At 48.3% G+C, this 14,645-nt stretch carries 16 protein-coding genes and 2 tRNA genes; 12 read left to right on the forward strand and 6 right to left on the reverse strand.

Features of this window, described 5'->3' with window-relative positions; genetic code table 11:
* The first annotated feature begins 31 nt into the window (after positions 1-31).
* Entirely contained in the window at positions 32-529 is a 498-nt protein-coding gene (locus ACO0LF_RS01740; protein WP_422950426.1) for a lipocalin-like domain-containing protein, read from the forward strand.
* A 162-nt stretch (positions 530-691) separates the two neighbouring features.
* Here ACO0LF_RS01740 and ACO0LF_RS01745 read toward each other — a convergent pair whose 3' ends face one another.
* Both ACO0LF_RS01745 and ACO0LF_RS01750 read right to left on the reverse strand, forming a co-directional pair.
* Positions 692-1,255: a hypothetical protein gene (locus ACO0LF_RS01745; RefSeq protein WP_423011345.1), complete on the reverse strand. Its 564-nt coding sequence runs from the start codon at positions 1,253-1,255 to the stop codon at positions 692-694.
* A gap of 149 nt (positions 1,256-1,404) precedes the next feature.
* A complete protein-coding gene (locus tag ACO0LF_RS01750; protein ID WP_423011347.1) occupies positions 1,405-2,043 on the reverse strand; it encodes an NAD(P)-dependent oxidoreductase in 639 nt (212 codons plus the stop codon).
* A 158-nt stretch (positions 2,044-2,201) separates the two neighbouring features.
* On the opposite strand from ACO0LF_RS01750, the gene ACO0LF_RS01755 reads away from it, so the two are divergent.
* Positions 2,202-3,107, forward strand: coding sequence for a LysR family transcriptional regulator (locus ACO0LF_RS01755; protein ID WP_423011349.1), 906 nt, complete (start codon positions 2,202-2,204; stop codon positions 3,105-3,107).
* A 21-nt stretch (positions 3,108-3,128) separates the two neighbouring features.
* Here the strand turns inward: ACO0LF_RS01755 and ACO0LF_RS01760 are convergent, their stop codons facing one another.
* The 3 genes from ACO0LF_RS01760 to ACO0LF_RS01770 all read right to left on the reverse strand — a co-directional run bounded on the left by ACO0LF_RS01760 (position 3,129) and on the right by ACO0LF_RS01770 (position 5,422).
* On the reverse strand, positions 3,129-4,358 hold the full coding sequence (locus tag ACO0LF_RS01760) for an erythromycin esterase family protein (RefSeq protein WP_423011351.1): 1,230 nt from the start codon (positions 4,356-4,358) through the stop codon (positions 3,129-3,131).
* A gap of 25 nt (positions 4,359-4,383) precedes the next feature.
* Positions 4,384-4,935, reverse strand: coding sequence for a cytochrome b (locus ACO0LF_RS01765; RefSeq protein WP_423011353.1), 552 nt, complete (start codon positions 4,933-4,935; stop codon positions 4,384-4,386).
* Positions 4,936-5,026: 91 nt separating this feature from the next.
* A complete protein-coding gene (locus ACO0LF_RS01770) occupies positions 5,027-5,422 on the reverse strand; it encodes a VOC family protein (protein WP_423011355.1) in 396 nt (131 codons plus the stop codon).
* Between the two features lie 488 nt (positions 5,423-5,910).
* Between ACO0LF_RS01770 and ACO0LF_RS01775 the strand changes: the two genes are divergently transcribed.
* The 8 genes from ACO0LF_RS01775 (at position 5,911) to ACO0LF_RS01810 (ending at position 12,357) form a co-directional block, all read left to right on the forward strand.
* The gene (locus tag ACO0LF_RS01775; protein WP_423011357.1) at positions 5,911-6,654 is read left to right on the forward strand and encodes an energy transducer TonB; all 744 of its coding nucleotides are present in this window, start codon (positions 5,911-5,913) and stop codon (positions 6,652-6,654) included.
* A gap of 15 nt (positions 6,655-6,669) precedes the next feature.
* On the forward strand, positions 6,670-7,947 hold the full coding sequence (gene tolB, locus ACO0LF_RS01780; protein ID WP_423011359.1) for a Tol-Pal system beta propeller repeat protein TolB: 1,278 nt from the start codon (positions 6,670-6,672) through the stop codon (positions 7,945-7,947).
* Positions 7,948-8,017: 70 nt separating this feature from the next.
* Positions 8,018-8,545, forward strand: a complete 528-nt coding sequence (gene pal / locus ACO0LF_RS01785; RefSeq protein ID WP_423011361.1) for a peptidoglycan-associated lipoprotein Pal — start codon at positions 8,018-8,020, stop codon at positions 8,543-8,545.
* Positions 8,546-8,641: 96 nt separating this feature from the next.
* On the forward strand, positions 8,642-9,403 hold the full coding sequence (ybgF, locus tag ACO0LF_RS01790; RefSeq protein WP_423011363.1) for a tol-pal system protein YbgF: 762 nt from the start codon (positions 8,642-8,644) through the stop codon (positions 9,401-9,403).
* Between the two features lie 67 nt (positions 9,404-9,470).
* Positions 9,471-9,546, forward strand: a tRNA-Lys gene (locus ACO0LF_RS01795).
* A gap of 65 nt (positions 9,547-9,611) precedes the next feature.
* A tRNA-Lys gene (locus ACO0LF_RS01800) sits at positions 9,612-9,687 on the forward strand.
* A 172-nt stretch (positions 9,688-9,859) separates the two neighbouring features.
* A complete protein-coding gene (locus ACO0LF_RS01805; RefSeq protein WP_423011365.1) occupies positions 9,860-10,750 on the forward strand; it encodes a class I SAM-dependent methyltransferase in 891 nt (296 codons plus the stop codon).
* 149 nt (positions 10,751-10,899) lie between these two features.
* Entirely contained in the window at positions 10,900-12,357 is a 1,458-nt protein-coding gene (locus ACO0LF_RS01810) for a Ppx/GppA family phosphatase (protein ID WP_423011366.1), read from the forward strand.
* A gap of 61 nt (positions 12,358-12,418) precedes the next feature.
* Here ACO0LF_RS01810 and ACO0LF_RS01815 read toward each other — a convergent pair whose 3' ends face one another.
* Positions 12,419-12,928, reverse strand: coding sequence for a hypothetical protein (locus ACO0LF_RS01815; protein WP_423011368.1), 510 nt, complete (start codon positions 12,926-12,928; stop codon positions 12,419-12,421).
* 228 nt (positions 12,929-13,156) lie between these two features.
* On the opposite strand from ACO0LF_RS01815, the gene ACO0LF_RS01820 reads away from it, so the two are divergent.
* A complete protein-coding gene (locus tag ACO0LF_RS01820) occupies positions 13,157-13,708 on the forward strand; it encodes a TetR/AcrR family transcriptional regulator (RefSeq protein WP_423011370.1) in 552 nt (183 codons plus the stop codon).
* A 163-nt stretch (positions 13,709-13,871) separates the two neighbouring features.
* Positions 13,872-14,624 (forward strand): CPBP family intramembrane glutamic endopeptidase, encoded by a 753-nt coding sequence (locus ACO0LF_RS01825; RefSeq protein WP_423011372.1) that lies wholly within the window; start codon positions 13,872-13,874, stop codon positions 14,622-14,624.
* Positions 14,625-14,645 lie beyond the last annotated feature (21 nt).

Below are 14,645 nucleotides of genomic sequence, written 5' to 3' on the forward strand. Positions count from 1 at the left end.
CAGTTGATTAAATTTGCAGAAGGAATTTCATATGAGCCTCAATGCACAAACCCTCATCGGTAGCTGGGAAATGGTCGAAGCCTGGGATATCGGTGACGACCCCAGCGACCCGACCAAGAAAACCTACCCCTGGGGCAATCCATCGGCAGGTTACTGGGTATATGACAAGAGCGGCCACTTCAGTTTGATGATTTCGCAAAATCCACCATTGGCGATACCAGCAGACCCTTTCAGCGGTCAGCCGCAATCATCCTGGCTGACACCGCAAAAGCCCTGGGAAGTGCCACATTCCCTGCTGATCGACAGCTTTGCCACGGCTAGCCCGTATGCCTATTTCGGCACCTATACGGTAGAGATGGATACCAATCACCCGCATCTGGGCGGCACCATAGTCATGAACGTATTTGCCGATGTCATGCGTGCCTACACAGGCACGGTACAAAAGCGCAGCTTTGTATTTGATGGCAAGGATTATCTGAACGTAGGAACACCAGGGCAATATTTGCGGCGTTTAAAGCGCCTTACTTAAGCTTACGTAGCCTTACTTAGCTAGGTGCTTAGTTGGCTGCTTAATATAAGCGGCAATTAATGTAAGCGCCAATAAAAACAAGCGGGCTGCCTACACTAAAATTGGCAGCCCGCTTGTCATTCGGCTTTCAAGTCCGCAAAGCCTGGTATTGCTTACTTTGGCTTAGCTACTGACCGCCGTACTACGCTTTTCCTTGGCTTCTATCAATTTTTGTATGATGACGCAAGCAGACTTCGCTTGCTCTTCATTCACATCAATATTTTCAATGACAGAGCGCTTGAATCGTATGCCGTCAATGAGACCACTATTTTCAACAAAACCCATGGTCAGTTCGCGGTTTAAAAAGTAGTACACCAAACCTATCAGCGCCCCAACTAACAATATTACAATCGCAGGAGTAAACATCTGCTCCTTTATCAAGCTGGACGCAATAAAGAAAGCTATTGCAAAGAAGCCCAGTGCCTTCTTCCAAGGCTTGTGATAGCCGTAATAAGTCGAACAAATACTTTGCAGCGGTAACATACGTGATTCTGTTCCAGCCAGGGAGTTGGAGGTGAACTCCACTCTATCCACGCCAACCAAAATCCTGGTAGTTGGATCGACCCCCATCAAAGATAAAATCCAGGCGATCAGTCCGCTTTGGCGGCCTGTGATGCTGATGAAATTGTTTTTATCATCGATGGCCTTAGTGCCAACTTTCCATTCCTTGATTACCAGTGCGCTCATATGATTATTTCCAAAGTGTTTGTGGGTTAACTACGGTTGATTTGCCGGGAAGCCGGTTTACTGTGAGACTGAAAGATATCACAGTAAATGCTGTCCGCATAAGCATCCCCTACCTTAGTATGCACCCACGTGACTTTAGATGTTGTTAATCAATATCCAACAGTAAATCGTTGACCTTGATGTGCTGGTTTTTCCAATTCATCGAGCATGGCGACGGCGTAGTCTTCTACCGAAATATGGCTCTTGCCATCTGCAGCGATCAATAAACTGTCTTTGCCTAGGCGGAATTGTGCAGTACGTTGTCCTGGCGCAATCATGGCTGAAGGGCTGAGCATGGTCCAGTTGAGCGTTTCTTCCTGACGTAAAAGTTGTAGAGCAGTACGCGCACCTTCTGCAGATGCTCTATAGGCCTCTGGGAAGTCGGGTGTATCCAACACCTGCAAGCCAGGCGCAACTTCCAGCGAACCTGCACCACCAACAACCAGCAAGCGTGGCGTGTGTACATGTTTGGCGGCTGCAATGATGTTCTTGATGCCACTGACGTAATAAGCCAGGGTCTCAGTATTGGCGTGGCCGCTAAAGGCGCTGATGATGGCATCAAAGCCAGCCAATTGTTTGCCCAGCGCATCCAGGTCCTGTACGTCGGTGGCAAATACCTGGAGATTGTCAGTTGCTGCCAATTTTTCTGGATGTGCGACAAAAGCGCTAAGCTTGTGCTGACGCGATAAAGCTTCTTTCAAAATGGCCGATCCTATGAAACCACTGGCACCGATGAGGGCGATATTCATTTATTTCTCCTTGAGCTATGAGTTGATGGAGTGCAGTTTGACAGTTTTGATTGCTTAGATAAACGTCATAATTATTAATTCATTGTTAGAAAATTCTTATCAATCATCGTTGCCAGAGTAAAATGATGTGTATCAAGCGCGCAAGTAGAGGTGGGAGGATGGCAACGCTGGACCAGATTGATCTGAATAGCCTGACGATATTTGCTGCTGTTGTAGAGGCCGGTAGTTTTACCGCAGCGGCCGACAGGCTGGATGTGGCAAAGGCCAAGATCAGTGTGCAAATCAACAGGCTGGAGCACCAGTTAGGCTTAAGTTTGTTTACACGCACGACGCGCCAGATGGCCTTGACTGATGCCGGGCGACATCTGCACGAGCAGTGTCAACCCTTGCTCTCAGGCCTGCGCGATGCGTTAACGCAAGTAGGGAGTCAGCAAGACGAGCTAACTGGTTTGCTGCGCATCTCCGCCAGTGTCAGCCACGCAAGCCTGGCTATCGCGCCTGCAGTTGCTGAATTCTCTCGTCTCCATCCACAATTGAGCATGGATTTACGTACTGGCGACCGCATATCGGACCTGGTCGCCGATGGCATAGATTTATCTTTTCGTATGGGTTGGTTGCGTGATTCTTCACAAAGAGCCATCAAGCTGGGTGAGTTTCAACAATATATCGTGGCTGCGCCCAGTTACTTGAAAAAACATGGCACACCCAAATTGCCAGAAGATCTACGAGCGCATCAATGGATAGCATTATCCCTGCTGCCGACGCCCTTGACCTGGAAAATCAGCGATGCAAACGGTAACGTGCACAGCTTGCATATGAAGTCACGCATGCAGGTTGATTCTCCGACTGCCTTACTCACACTCTTACAGCATGGTGCGGGTATCTCTGCCATGGAAGAAATGAGTTCGGCGGCGGCGATCAAGGCTGGCAAGTTGCAACGCCTTTTACCTGATTATGAATTGCCCAGGGGTGGGGTGTATGCCGTCTTGCCACCGGGTCGACATATTCCAGTCAAGGTCAGGGCTTTTATTGATTTTTATAAGTCGTTTATTAAAACGGATTGAATTAAAAATCTGCGACCAAGCTCATGGTTTGGTACTCGTTATCTTATCCAGATAAAACGTAGCATCAATACGTTCATGCCATTGAGGCCCAGCTTCAGGTAGTTCATATAAGCCTTGTGGCAAATAAGACGTCAATGCAGCCTGCATGCTCACATCCTGTTTCAGTTGTACAGGCAGTTTTCGCCAGTCAGTAAAATTATAAGGCCCCGGCTGGGGTGCAAGATGATTTTCTATCGTCTTGGAAGGAAAGCTCAGGACAGGCGTGTTCTGATCGTTGAAGAAATTATAGTAACTGCCCTTGTTGCCTGTGAAATGCACGACATAGACTTTGTCCTTGAACTGTCGGCTAATGACATGCCCGAGATTGCCATGCTGTGGCAAGCCACTGCGATTCAAATGGACAAAATTACCCCAGACGATGACTTTTTGGTCGGCGTAGCGCTGCGTTAACAGGGTCAATAAATTCTCACCCATGACCGCACTGCGGTGTTCATGCCTGTGCCCCCAGTAGCGCAAGGCCTGATCTTCCATGCTGATGACGATGCGCTGCCAAAAATATTGCTCCCTGGAAGAAAGGGCAGTTTTTAATTTCTGTATGAATTGAAAGTATTGCGCCTGGGTTTTTTCATCTGGCAGGGAGCGGTTCATGCTGAACAACTGCAAGCTGAGCTCAGTAAATTTGTCCCAGAACGCATCATTCCCCAGTTTGTCATTGACTTGATTTTTCAGATCAGCCACCAGATATTGCCTGGCATATAGACCTGTGTGCTGACCGTCCATGCCAGACAATATCAATGGAGACTTGCCCTGTTTTTGTGTTTGCAGATAATCGAACAAACCCTGCATGGCCGGGCTGTTGGCATACAGGTAGAACACATTTCCTGCTGCTTGTGAGCGTATGTTGTTCGCCGCATCAGCAGTACGCCAGATGCGGTCTACATCATATAAACCACTTTCCAGTGCCAATACATGGTAACCGTGTTTTTCATGCAGATACCTGACCAGTCTGGCTTTCAGTGCAAAGACATTTTCTTCGCCATGGCTTTGCTCATCCAGCATGACGATGCGCTTGTCTTTGATGGCGGCACCAAAAGCGGCCAGGTCGGCATAGACATCGCTGGCATTGTTGTCTGAGACGGCGCTGGTATTGTTTGTCAGCCAGGCATCCCAGGCAGGCGATGTGGTTTGTGCGATGGCAGCGGGCAAGGCAAGGGCGAACAATAGCCCGCTTATCCAGGTTTTATGCATCATATATTTTCTTTGGAAATGGCAGGATTTATTTGCCCAGCATGCGCTTGAGTGTTGCATCCTTGTCGATGATGTGATGCTTAAGTGCACCTGCCATATGCAAGAGTATGGCGGCGATCAGGATATAGGCGCTGACATGATGCATGGTTTCGCCAGTGCTTGCCCAGAATTCACTGTACGCTAGAACTTCAGCCGGATTGCCAGGCATATGCTGTGCAGGTACCAGGACCAGGCCAAAAATACCAAAGCCATGGCCACTGGCCCCGGAAAACAGCATGCCACTGAAGGGCAGGGCTATCGTGCCAAGGATCAATGCCCATTTAATGACTTTGGCCGTTACTTGTTCCAGCTTTGTATAGTTTGCCGCAGCAGCAGGCCAGCCATTCCATATGCGCCAGATGATGCGCACAATGGCGATAATCAGAACCAGCACGCCCAGTGATTTGTGCAAGGGATAAAGCGCCCAGGCCTCAGCCCTGGTCATGTACAAGCCGACGGCGCATAAACCCACGATGAGAATCGCGATGATCCAGTGCAAAGAAATAGTGAGTTTGCTGAGCCGGTTTGCTTGATCCATCATTTCGTTTACCCATCAGGATTAAAAAGATGATGGACCGTATAAGGTCGTAGAAGTTTCAAGATCAATTCGGCTTCGCTTCATATTTTTGTGCTTACCTGGAGATAAATTCCCTGACTTGTATGACATTTCCTTCCGGGTCATGGCCATCGCAGATGCGGCAATGCTGGAATTCCCATTCGCGATCGGCCGCATCTATTTGTCCGCCCAAACTGGCAGCCACTTCCCTGGCTTTGCCTATATTGGCAACTGGCAGCATCAATTTGACGGCTGATTCCCCACGTCTTTTGGGCGGAGATGTGATTTCGAAAGTGTTGGCAATGCGGTCCGGTATGGCATGAATGACTAATTGGAAATGCGGTAATTCCAGGACTGTGTATTCGTCTTCCGCATGCGTCGCGATGGATTGCAGGAGTTGTTCATAAAAACAGCTGACTTTACTCAAATCTTTGGCGTAGACGACCGCACCTGGGGTGGCTAAGTGGGACATGATTTTCCTTTGCTCTTGGATAAAAGAAAAAATACAGCCTGATGTCAGGCAAACAAACCATCATCTTCATTCTAGTCGCTGGGCGGCGGAGCATGAAGTAATCGCCTGCATCATGAAATCAAGAACCAGATTGCAAGGCATGGCGAAGGACCTTGCCATCCAGCGTTGAGTGCTAATTCGCTAATACTTACAAATTTTACACAAAATAGCTTTATATTATGCTTTAACATATTCGATAGTTATGAACTCTGGGGTAAAAGCCCATTGCGGTTTATAATTTCAGCTGTTACAACATTAATGCGCATTTTTTGTCACTGACGTGGTTAACAATTCCGGAACCAAGTCGTGCCAATAAAGTCTTAAGGACTATGAATCAGGTTTCCAATCAAGCACATCCGGATTTCCATCAGCATCAGACAGGGCAACTGCGAGCCATCGCAATGGCTGCGCTTGTTCATGTTATTTTATTAAGTTTTTTGTGGATAGGCGTGAGTTGGCAAAATAAGGCCAGTAACGTAGTAGAAGCCGAGCTTTGGGATACGACGACCCGCGAAGCCGCACCTAAGCCTATCCCCATCCCCGACCCTGTAGTGGAAGAAAAACCAAAAGAGCCAGTTCCGGTCAAGGAAGAAGTGCGTCAGGAAGACCCGGAAATCGCTCTGGCACAGGAAAAAAAACGTAAATTGCTCGAAAAGAAAAAAGAAGAAGAGCATCAGCGTGAATTGGCTGAGAAAAAACGCAAAGAAGAACAGCAGGAAAAATTAGCAGAGCAGAAACGCAAGGAAGAAAAGCTTGCGCAAGAAGCTGCCGAGAAGAAAAAATTGCTGGCCAAGGACAAGAAAAAATCCGACGACCTATACAAAGAAGAACTGGCGCGTGTTACCAATCAGGCTGCCAAGGTAGGGAGTGGCGGTTCTGGCACTGCTGACAAATCGACGGGCAATAACCGTGGCGACCCTAGCTATATCGCAAAAATCGCTGCCAAGGTCAGATCCAATACAGTTTTTGGCGGAATTGATAGCACGGCCGGTAATCCTACAGTGGAATACAGCATTAACCTATTGCCAGATGGATCACTCCGTGGTGCAATACGCAAAGTTAAATCCTCGGGGATTGTCAGTTTTGATGACGCTGTGGCTGCAGGCATAGAAAAGTCTGCACCTTTTCCGCGTGATAAGACTGGCCTTGTCCCGACCAGCCTGACGCTGGTTTATCGTATGAAGGAAGAATAAACTCCGATGATGTCCATGTTGAAAAAAATCGCTGTCACTGCAGTTGTCGCCGCAGTCGCTAATTTGTCTGGCCTTGCCCTGGCTGAAGCCCAGATCAGGGTAGAAGTTTCTGGCGTAGGTTCCAACCAGATTCCTATCGCCATTGCCGCTTTCACTGACGAAGCACTGACACCTCAGCAAGTCACCAGCATCATCAAGGATGATCTGACGCGCAGTGGTTATTTCAAAATTATTGATGCCAATGTCGTCCTGAATGAAAACGCTGTCGTCAACTTCGGCGACTGGAAATCCAAAGGCGCAGATGCGCTTGTAGTTGGTAGCGTGCAAAGCCTGGCTGATGGCCGCTTTGATGTGCGCTATAAATTGCTTGATACCGTGAAGTCCAGCACCTTGTCTGGCTTTGCCGTTACTGCCCCTCCTGCCAATGTACGTCTGACGGCCCATAAAATTGCTGACGATATCTATGAAAAACTGACCGGCGTACGCGGTATTTTTTCCACTCGCATTGCGTATGTGACCAAGGCCGGTTCTGAATACAGGCTTGAAGTGGCTGATGCAGATGGCGAAGGCACCAAAGTCGCCTTGCGCTCGCCTGAGCCGATTATTTCACCAGCCTGGTCTCCAGATGGTACCAAGGTTGCCTATGTGTCCTTTGAAAAGCGCAAACCTGTAATTTTGGTGCAAAATCTGGTCACTGGTGAAAGAACTGAAGTTGCCAATTTTAAAGGTAATAATTCTGCGCCAGCCTGGTCGCCAGATGGCAGCAAGCTGGCAGTGGCCTTGTCGCGCGATGGTCAGACTCAGATTTTTACTGTCAACGCCAGTGGCGGTAATCTGCAAAAATTGACTTCCAGCTCCTCCATCGACACTGAGCCACAATTTGCAGCTGATGGTCAGTCAATTTACTTCCTCAGTGACCGTGGCGGTAATCCGCAAATCTATAAAATGAGTGCAGGTGGGGGTGAAGCCAAGCGCGTTACTTTTGGTGGCTCCTACAATATCACACCAAGAATATCCCCCGACGGCAAGACTTTGGCTTATATTTCACGTCGCGATGGCAAATTCCAGTTATATGTACTGGATTTGGCCAGCGGCCAGGAACTCAGGCTGTCAGACACTACCAAGGACGAGTCACCGAGCTTTTCACCGAATGGACGTTATATTATGTATGCAACCGAGTCCGGCCGCCGCGGCTCGCTTGCTGTAGTGTCCATTGATGGTAAGGTGAAACAAAAATTGACGGTCCAGGCCGGAGATATTCGGGAACCCACTTGGGGTCCTTTCATGAAATAAGCAGTATTTGACTATTTGCTTAGCTAATTGCGCTTAATTATTTGCTTATCTATTTTAATCAGGAGAGAAAATGCGTTTTACATCCCAATCCAAAACCCTGGCAATGTTGATTTCCAGTGTAGTTCTGATGACTGCCTGTGCTTCCAAAGTCCCTCTGGAAGACAAGAAAGTTGAAGACAAACCAGTTTCAACAACAAACAATACGCAAACTGACACCAATGCAGTCAAGCAAGTGACAGCAAATGTTGATCCATTGACGCAAGGTGCCCTGGCTAAACGCAGCGTGTATTTTGACTATGACAGCTATGCTGTGAAAGAAGAATTCAAACCTGTGGTTGATGCGCATGCCAAGTTCCTGGTAACGAACAAAAACCGCAACATTCTGATTCAAGGCAATACTGATGAACGCGGTGGTCGTGAGTACAATCTGGCACTGGGCCAAAAACGTGCTGAAGCAGTACGCAAATCCCTGACTTTGCTGGGTGTATCTGATGCACAAATTGAAGCTGTTTCTTTGGGCAAGGAAAAACCAAAGGCAACAGGTAGTGACGAAGCTTCCTGGGCAGAAAATCGTCGTTCCGACATTCTGTACAAGTAAGCCCGTGTTTGAAAGCCTCGATTGAGGCTTTCTTTGCATTTGGCGCTGCATCTTTGATGTTGAAGGTGCAGTGCATATCCATTTTTTCAGATTGCCATGAAACTCAATTCCCTACGCACTACCTTCCTCGCAGCAGCACTGTCCTGCGCATTTCTGCCCTCGGTGGCATCTGCCGGTATTTTTGATGATGATGAGGCGCGCAAGGCCATCCTGGACTTGCGGGCAAAAGTGGATGCTGTGAATGCCAAGCTGGACTCCAGGCTGGAAACCAAGGCAGACAAAAGCTCCGCCTTTGCGCTGGCAAATGAGAATGAAGTATTGCATGCAGAAATCGCCAAGCTGCGCGGCCAGATCGAAGTATTGGCCAATGACCTCGCGAATGCACAAAAGCGCCAGCAGGATTTTTATGTGGATCTCGACAATCGCATCCGCAAGCTGGAGCCCAAGCGCATGACTGTAGACGGGCAAGAAGCCACCGTTGATGTCGGTGAGCAGCGTTCTTATGATGCCGCCATGGCCTTGTTCAAGGCAGGTGACTACAAGGCGGCAACGCCAGCTTTCTCCAGCTTCCTGATGAATTATCCGCAATCCGCATTTGCCGGGTCAGCACAATACTGGCTGGGTTTCGCTTACTTTGCCCAGCGGGATTTCCGCAATACCATTTTGAACATGCAGCAGGTTGTAAAGAACTATCCCGATCATCCCAAGGCAGCTGATGCCCTGTTGAATATCGCTTCCTGCCATATAGAATTGAAAGAAAAGCCTGCCGCCAAAAAGGTCCTGGAAAGCGTGATTGCCAAGTATCCTGATACCGAAGCAGCCCAGGCAGCCAAGAACCGCCTGGCAGCCTTAAAATAAGGCTATATTCCTTAATCTGGCAGCGGCGTTGACAGCGACCCCGAAACCACCTATAATCTTGGTCTTCGGGTCGTTAGCTCAGCTGGTAGAGCAGCGGACTTTTAATCCGTTGGTCGCAGGTTCGAATCCCGCACGGCCTACCACGAATACCAAAGACTTAGGTCGCTTTACTAAGTCTTTAAATTTTTTAGCAGTTTGTAACAGTTTTGGGTCGTTAGCTCAGCTGGTAGAGCAGCGGACTTTTAATCCGTTGGTCGCAGGTTCGAATCCCGCACGGCCTACCAAAACAAAGGACTCAGGTGTCATGCCTGAGTCCTTTTTTGTTTTCCACTTTGGCTGATGGCATACTCTGATGTGCTGAAGCGCCAGCATAAAGAGCTGGCGTCTCTCCAGTCGTTTATCTTAATATCGGTTGCAGGACTATCGTGTCCTCATACTCTCTGTGAGCGTCATACCATGAAAAAGAAAGCTGGCAAGGTCAACAAGCAGGCTATACAAAAGACACCAGAGACGCAAGAGAAGCATGAGATACGTCCAGGACAGTCAGTGGAACTGCTCAAGGAGCTGCATATACTGACGCGCGACGGCAAGATGAACCAGGATAGTCGCCGCAAGCTCAAGCAGGTTTATCATTTGTACCAGTTCATAGAGCCGCTACTGCTGAAATTGCAGCAAGATCATGCAGATATCAGCCTGGTGGATCATGGCGCAGGCAAGTCTTATCTGGGTTTTATCTTGTATGACTTGTTCTTCAAGTCAGAACAAGCGCAAAGCAAGGCCAGGATTTATGGCATAGAGACGCGCGACGAACTGGTGCAGCGTTCGACTGAGCTGGCGCAACGGCTGGATTTTCCTGGCATGTCTTTTTTGAACTTGTCTGTTGCCGATTCCATTACTTCATCAGCCTTGCCCGAAAAAATCGATATCGTCACTGCCTTGCATGCTTGCGATACTGCTACTGATGACGCTATCCAGTTCGCTCTCAAGAAAAAAGCCCAGTTCATGGTGCTGGTGCCTTGCTGCCAGGCGGAAGTGGCGGCAGAACTGCGCAAGACCAAGGGCGATGCGGTCAAGGATAATCCCTTGTCAGAAATGTGGCGTCATCCTATCCATACACGTGAATTTGGTAGCCAGATCACCAATGTACTGCGTTGTTTGCAACTGGAAGCGCATGGATATCAGGTCAGGGTCACAGAACTGGTAGGATGGGAGCATTCCATGAAGAATGAGCTCATCGTGGCAGAATACAAGGGCTTGCCCGCCAAAAGGCCGGCAGAGCGCCTGGCTGAAGTCTTGAAAACAACGGGACTGGAAGCTATGCAAAGAAGATTTTTTGTGCAGTCTTAAGCATTTTGTGGTGTGCAGACCACCGTCGCTTGTCACGGTCACTGTATGGTCATAAAGAATGATTAATATCATTTATGCTTATTCTGTATTTAGCTATTTTAAACACGTTTGTTGATCGCCATACTCATACTCAGTAAAGGATAGAAAACATGCTGGCCGCCGTTGACCTGGGTTCCAACAGTTTTCGCATGCACATCGCCCGGCATGAAGGCGATGTCATCAAAGTCATCAAAAGCGCACGCGATCCCATACGCCTTGCAGCAGGCCTCGATAAAAATGGCAACCTGACGCCAGAGGCCATGGATAAAGCGATCAACTGCCTGGCGCGGTTTCGTGAAATCCTGAATGCTTATCCGATAGAAAACCTGCGCGTAGTCGCGACCAATACCATACGCATCGCCAAAAATGCTGCGCAATTATTGCCGCTGGCCGAGGCGGCCATAGGCTGCCCCATAGAAGTAATCTCCGGCGAAGAAGAGGGGCGCCTGATTTACATGGGCGTGTCAAATGCCGTGGCTATACCAGAGGAGCGCCGTCTGGTGCTGGATATTGGTGGCGGCTCTACCGAGGTGATACTTGGTCACGGCCATGCAATCGTGAAAGTGGAATCTTTTAGCATAGGCACGGTCAAGCACAGTGCCAGCTTTTTTCCTGACGGGCGTTTGACGGATGCGGCATTTGAAGCTGCCATCCTGTCAGCCCGCTCCATGTTTGAAGATGCAGCGCCACCTTATCAACCCCAGCACTGGCGCAAGGCCTATGGTTCTTCAGGTACAATGCGGGCGATTTCTGATGCCATCAGCAAAGGTGGGCTGGGTGATGGCAGTCTGACCTTGAAGAGTCTGAATGCACTCAAACAATATTGTGTGCAATGCGGGCAAATCGATCAACTGGAGTTAAGTGGCATCAAGCCTGAGCGTGTTGCCATGGTGGTTGGTGGGCTGGCCATACTCATAGGTTTGATGATGGAATTTAATATCAGTGTCTTGCTACCCATCGAAGCCGGTTTGCGCATGGGTGTGATGTGGGACCTGTATTTGCGCGCCACCAAGCGTGACCGTCGCGAAGTGGCAGTACAGACCTTTGCCAGTTTATTCCGTACTGATATGTCGCGGGCAAACCGGGTTGCAGATATGGTCAAATCCCTGTATCTGCAATTGAAACCTGCTGGTGATACCTATGTGCGCTTATTGCAATGGAGTGCGATCTTGCATGAAGTCGGCATGGCGATCTCACATACTGGCTATCACAAGCACGGTGCCTATATGGTAGAAAATGCCGATATGGCGGGCTTTACTGCGCGCGAGCAAAGGGTCATGAGCAAACTCATCCTCAGCCAGAAAGGTAATTTGCGCAAAGTGGGCGATGGCCTGGGTGACCAGGATTTTGCCAAAGCAGTGCTGGCCCTGCGCCTGGCTGTCATGCTCATGCACTCACGAGCAGAAATTGACTTTGAAGATGTGCGCCTGAAAATGAAAGGCCGGGTCGAGCTGGAAATGAAGCGTGACTGGGTCAGTGTGCATCCCACCGTAGCTTATTGGTTGCAAAAAGAAATTGAATGCTGGCGCGAGATAGGGATGGATTTTCTCGTCAGGGCAAATGTGTAATTTCCCCCGTCACGCAATAAACCTTGTCCAGTGATTTGCCTGGACAAGGGCTAGAGATCAATTAAATGCAATCAGCCACCATGATGGACCGGAATACCCGTCCTAAAAGTTTGCCTGATTTATCATAGGCTGCAAATAATACTGTACCGCCAAATTTGTTTGGCTTACCTCCTGCCATGTCATAGAAGTCAACCTTGCTGACTTCTTTTAATAGAAATGAAATGATAGTCCGTTCCCCCAGGTGCTGGTCGTTTTGCAGCTTGTGGATATGGATAAGTGCAACTTCAGCCTCGTTGAATTTACCATAGGCAGCTGAATACGGATCAGTTGCATAATCAAGATCCCTGGATACGGGATATTCCTTCATCCTGATGTCCTGGTTGGCTGCTTTGCCATCAATTTTCCCTGCCAGTCTTCCATCAGCCAATTTGTCGATTTGTATTTCAAATTGATGTTTACCATTGCCAAAATTCGGGAAGCTGGCGCGGCATTTCAACACTTCTTCTGCACCTGCAAAACCAGCGAGCAGGCTGCCGGTAACAAGAAAAATATACTTGAAACTGTTCATCATGTCTTCACTCCTCATCATTCATGGCTTTGCTGAAATGTCAGGTCCAGGATGACACAGCTTGTCTGTGATGACACTCGCTGCCTGCAAAGTATTGAATATCAATACTGAGGTAATAAAGAGGCGATGCCCGACTAGTCTGGACAGCAATTTTTTAATACGTCAAAAATAAATCAAAAGCTTTATTAAATTTAATTGTATGTAACGATCGTTTCATGTAACATGTGTTTCATGACTAGACGAGATGAATTGCGCGATAACGCGCTTGACTATTTTTTGGCTAACGGCCTGGCTGAGCTGTCGTTGCGACCACTGGCAGAGCAAATTGGAACCAGTGCGCGACTATTAATCTACCACTTCGAATCCAAGGAAAAATTGATCACGGTCGTGATGGATGAGGCGCGTTCTCGTGTACAGCAATCAGTGATCAAAATGATGCATGCTACTCAAGGTGAAGCCAGTATGGAGTCGTTTTGGAGCTGGATTACCGACAGTGACAATATTCGCTATGTGCGCTTGCTGTTTGAGGTTCAGGTACTGGCGCTGCAAAATCCCGCAGTCTATGCACAATTTTTATCCGATACGAGTTCCAGCTGGCTGGAAGTACTTGAGCATGGCTTACCTGAATCAGCCGAGCGCCGTACCATCGCTACTTTATGCGGTGCTGTGATCGATGGTCTGGTGCTGGAATATATGAGTACGGGTGATCTGGATCGCACGACGGCCGCATTGAAATTCTTCGTCAGGCTGTTAAGTCAAGGCAATGAAAAATTCAAAGCATAAGGATCACGCATCCCGTGTTTTGTGGAAGTAAAAACCTGAAGATAGAGACGAGGCGAAATGACAGGAGCACATTGCCTTTCTTCATCCGGTTTGCATCACATCGATAAAATTTTCTGATGTTTTATCACACTTGATATTCAACAAATATAAGGATATGCCTAGCATGAACCAGCTCTATAACAACTCAGCAAGTGCGACCGGAACGATAGAAAATCCAAAGAAATTATTGGCCTCACCAAGGCATACCTTGACTTTGTTTGGCATCGTCATGATTTTGCTGGTGGCTGGAGTGTTGAATGTTTCAAGCAAGCCTGCTGTTAGCCAGACACCTGATCCATCTCAAATGCTCAAGACGAATTTGATCATGATCGCGATACTTTGGTACTGGGCATTTTTCATTTATAAAGGCATGCAGGGCTATGGCCGTTCAGTGCTGGAATTTTTTGAATTCAAGTCCTTCACGCCGAATAAATTGATTAGTGATTGTGCCTATGCCGTACTGGCACTTGTGCTGATTTATGCATGCTCATCTGGTGTACATTATCTCTTGCCAGATCAGGTTTCGCCATCCAGTAATCCTATACTCTCTTCCAGGCCGACTGGTTTTTTTGGAATCACTGCCTGGATATGTTTATCCATCAGTGCCGGCATATGTGAAGAGATCGTGTTTCGGGGTTATCTCCAGCGTCAGCTTGCTTTAATGACGGGAAATGTTGGCGTCGCCATTTTGCTCCAGGCTATCCTGTTCGGTATTGGGCATGCCTATGAGGGGCTCAGCTCAGTAATAGCTATTGTGTTGCATGGTCTGTTTCTGGGTATACTCGCCCATTGGCGTGGCAATATCCGCGCAGGTATTATTGAGCACGCAGGCTGGGATATCCTCGCCGGATTCGGACTCTTAAGTGCAAACTGGTAAAAACGCTGTATTGCTGCACCT

The sequence above is a fragment of the Undibacterium sp. Di27W genome, assembly GCF_049340345.1.
Classification (GTDB): Bacteria; Pseudomonadota; Gammaproteobacteria; order Burkholderiales; family Burkholderiaceae_D; genus Undibacterium.

Excerpts from the sequence above, each read along its gene's own strand:
- ACO0LF_RS01760 (WP_423011351.1), bottom strand. The coding sequence starts at position 4,358 with ATGATGCATAAAACCTGGATAAGCGGGCTATTGTTCGCCCTTGCCTTG.
- ACO0LF_RS01815 (WP_423011368.1), bottom strand. The coding sequence starts at position 12,928 with ATGATGAACAGTTTCAAGTATATTTTTCTTGTTACCGGCAGCCTGCTC.
- ACO0LF_RS01805 (WP_423011365.1), top strand. The coding sequence starts at position 9,860 with ATGAAAAAGAAAGCTGGCAAGGTCAACAAGCAGGCTATACAAAAGACA.
- ACO0LF_RS01765 (WP_423011353.1), bottom strand. The coding sequence starts at position 4,935 with ATGATGGATCAAGCAAACCGGCTCAGCAAACTCACTATTTCTTTGCAC.
- ACO0LF_RS01825 (WP_423011372.1), top strand. The coding sequence starts at position 13,872 with ATGAACCAGCTCTATAACAACTCAGCAAGTGCGACCGGAACGATAGAA.
- ACO0LF_RS01810 (WP_423011366.1), top strand. The coding sequence starts at position 10,900 with ATGCTGGCCGCCGTTGACCTGGGTTCCAACAGTTTTCGCATGCACATC.
- ACO0LF_RS01740 (WP_422950426.1), top strand. The coding sequence starts at position 32 with ATGAGCCTCAATGCACAAACCCTCATCGGTAGCTGGGAAATGGTCGAA.
- ACO0LF_RS01755 (WP_423011349.1), top strand. The coding sequence starts at position 2,202 with ATGGCAACGCTGGACCAGATTGATCTGAATAGCCTGACGATATTTGCT.
- tolB (WP_423011359.1), top strand. The coding sequence starts at position 6,670 with ATGTTGAAAAAAATCGCTGTCACTGCAGTTGTCGCCGCAGTCGCTAAT.
- ACO0LF_RS01750 (WP_423011347.1), bottom strand. The coding sequence starts at position 2,043 with ATGAATATCGCCCTCATCGGTGCCAGTGGTTTCATAGGATCGGCCATT.
- ACO0LF_RS01820 (WP_423011370.1), top strand. The coding sequence starts at position 13,157 with ATGACTAGACGAGATGAATTGCGCGATAACGCGCTTGACTATTTTTTG.
- pal (WP_423011361.1), top strand. The coding sequence starts at position 8,018 with ATGCGTTTTACATCCCAATCCAAAACCCTGGCAATGTTGATTTCCAGT.
- ybgF (WP_423011363.1), top strand. The coding sequence starts at position 8,642 with ATGAAACTCAATTCCCTACGCACTACCTTCCTCGCAGCAGCACTGTCC.
- ACO0LF_RS01770 (WP_423011355.1), bottom strand. The coding sequence starts at position 5,422 with ATGTCCCACTTAGCCACCCCAGGTGCGGTCGTCTACGCCAAAGATTTG.
- ACO0LF_RS01745 (WP_423011345.1), bottom strand. The coding sequence starts at position 1,255 with ATGAGCGCACTGGTAATCAAGGAATGGAAAGTTGGCACTAAGGCCATC.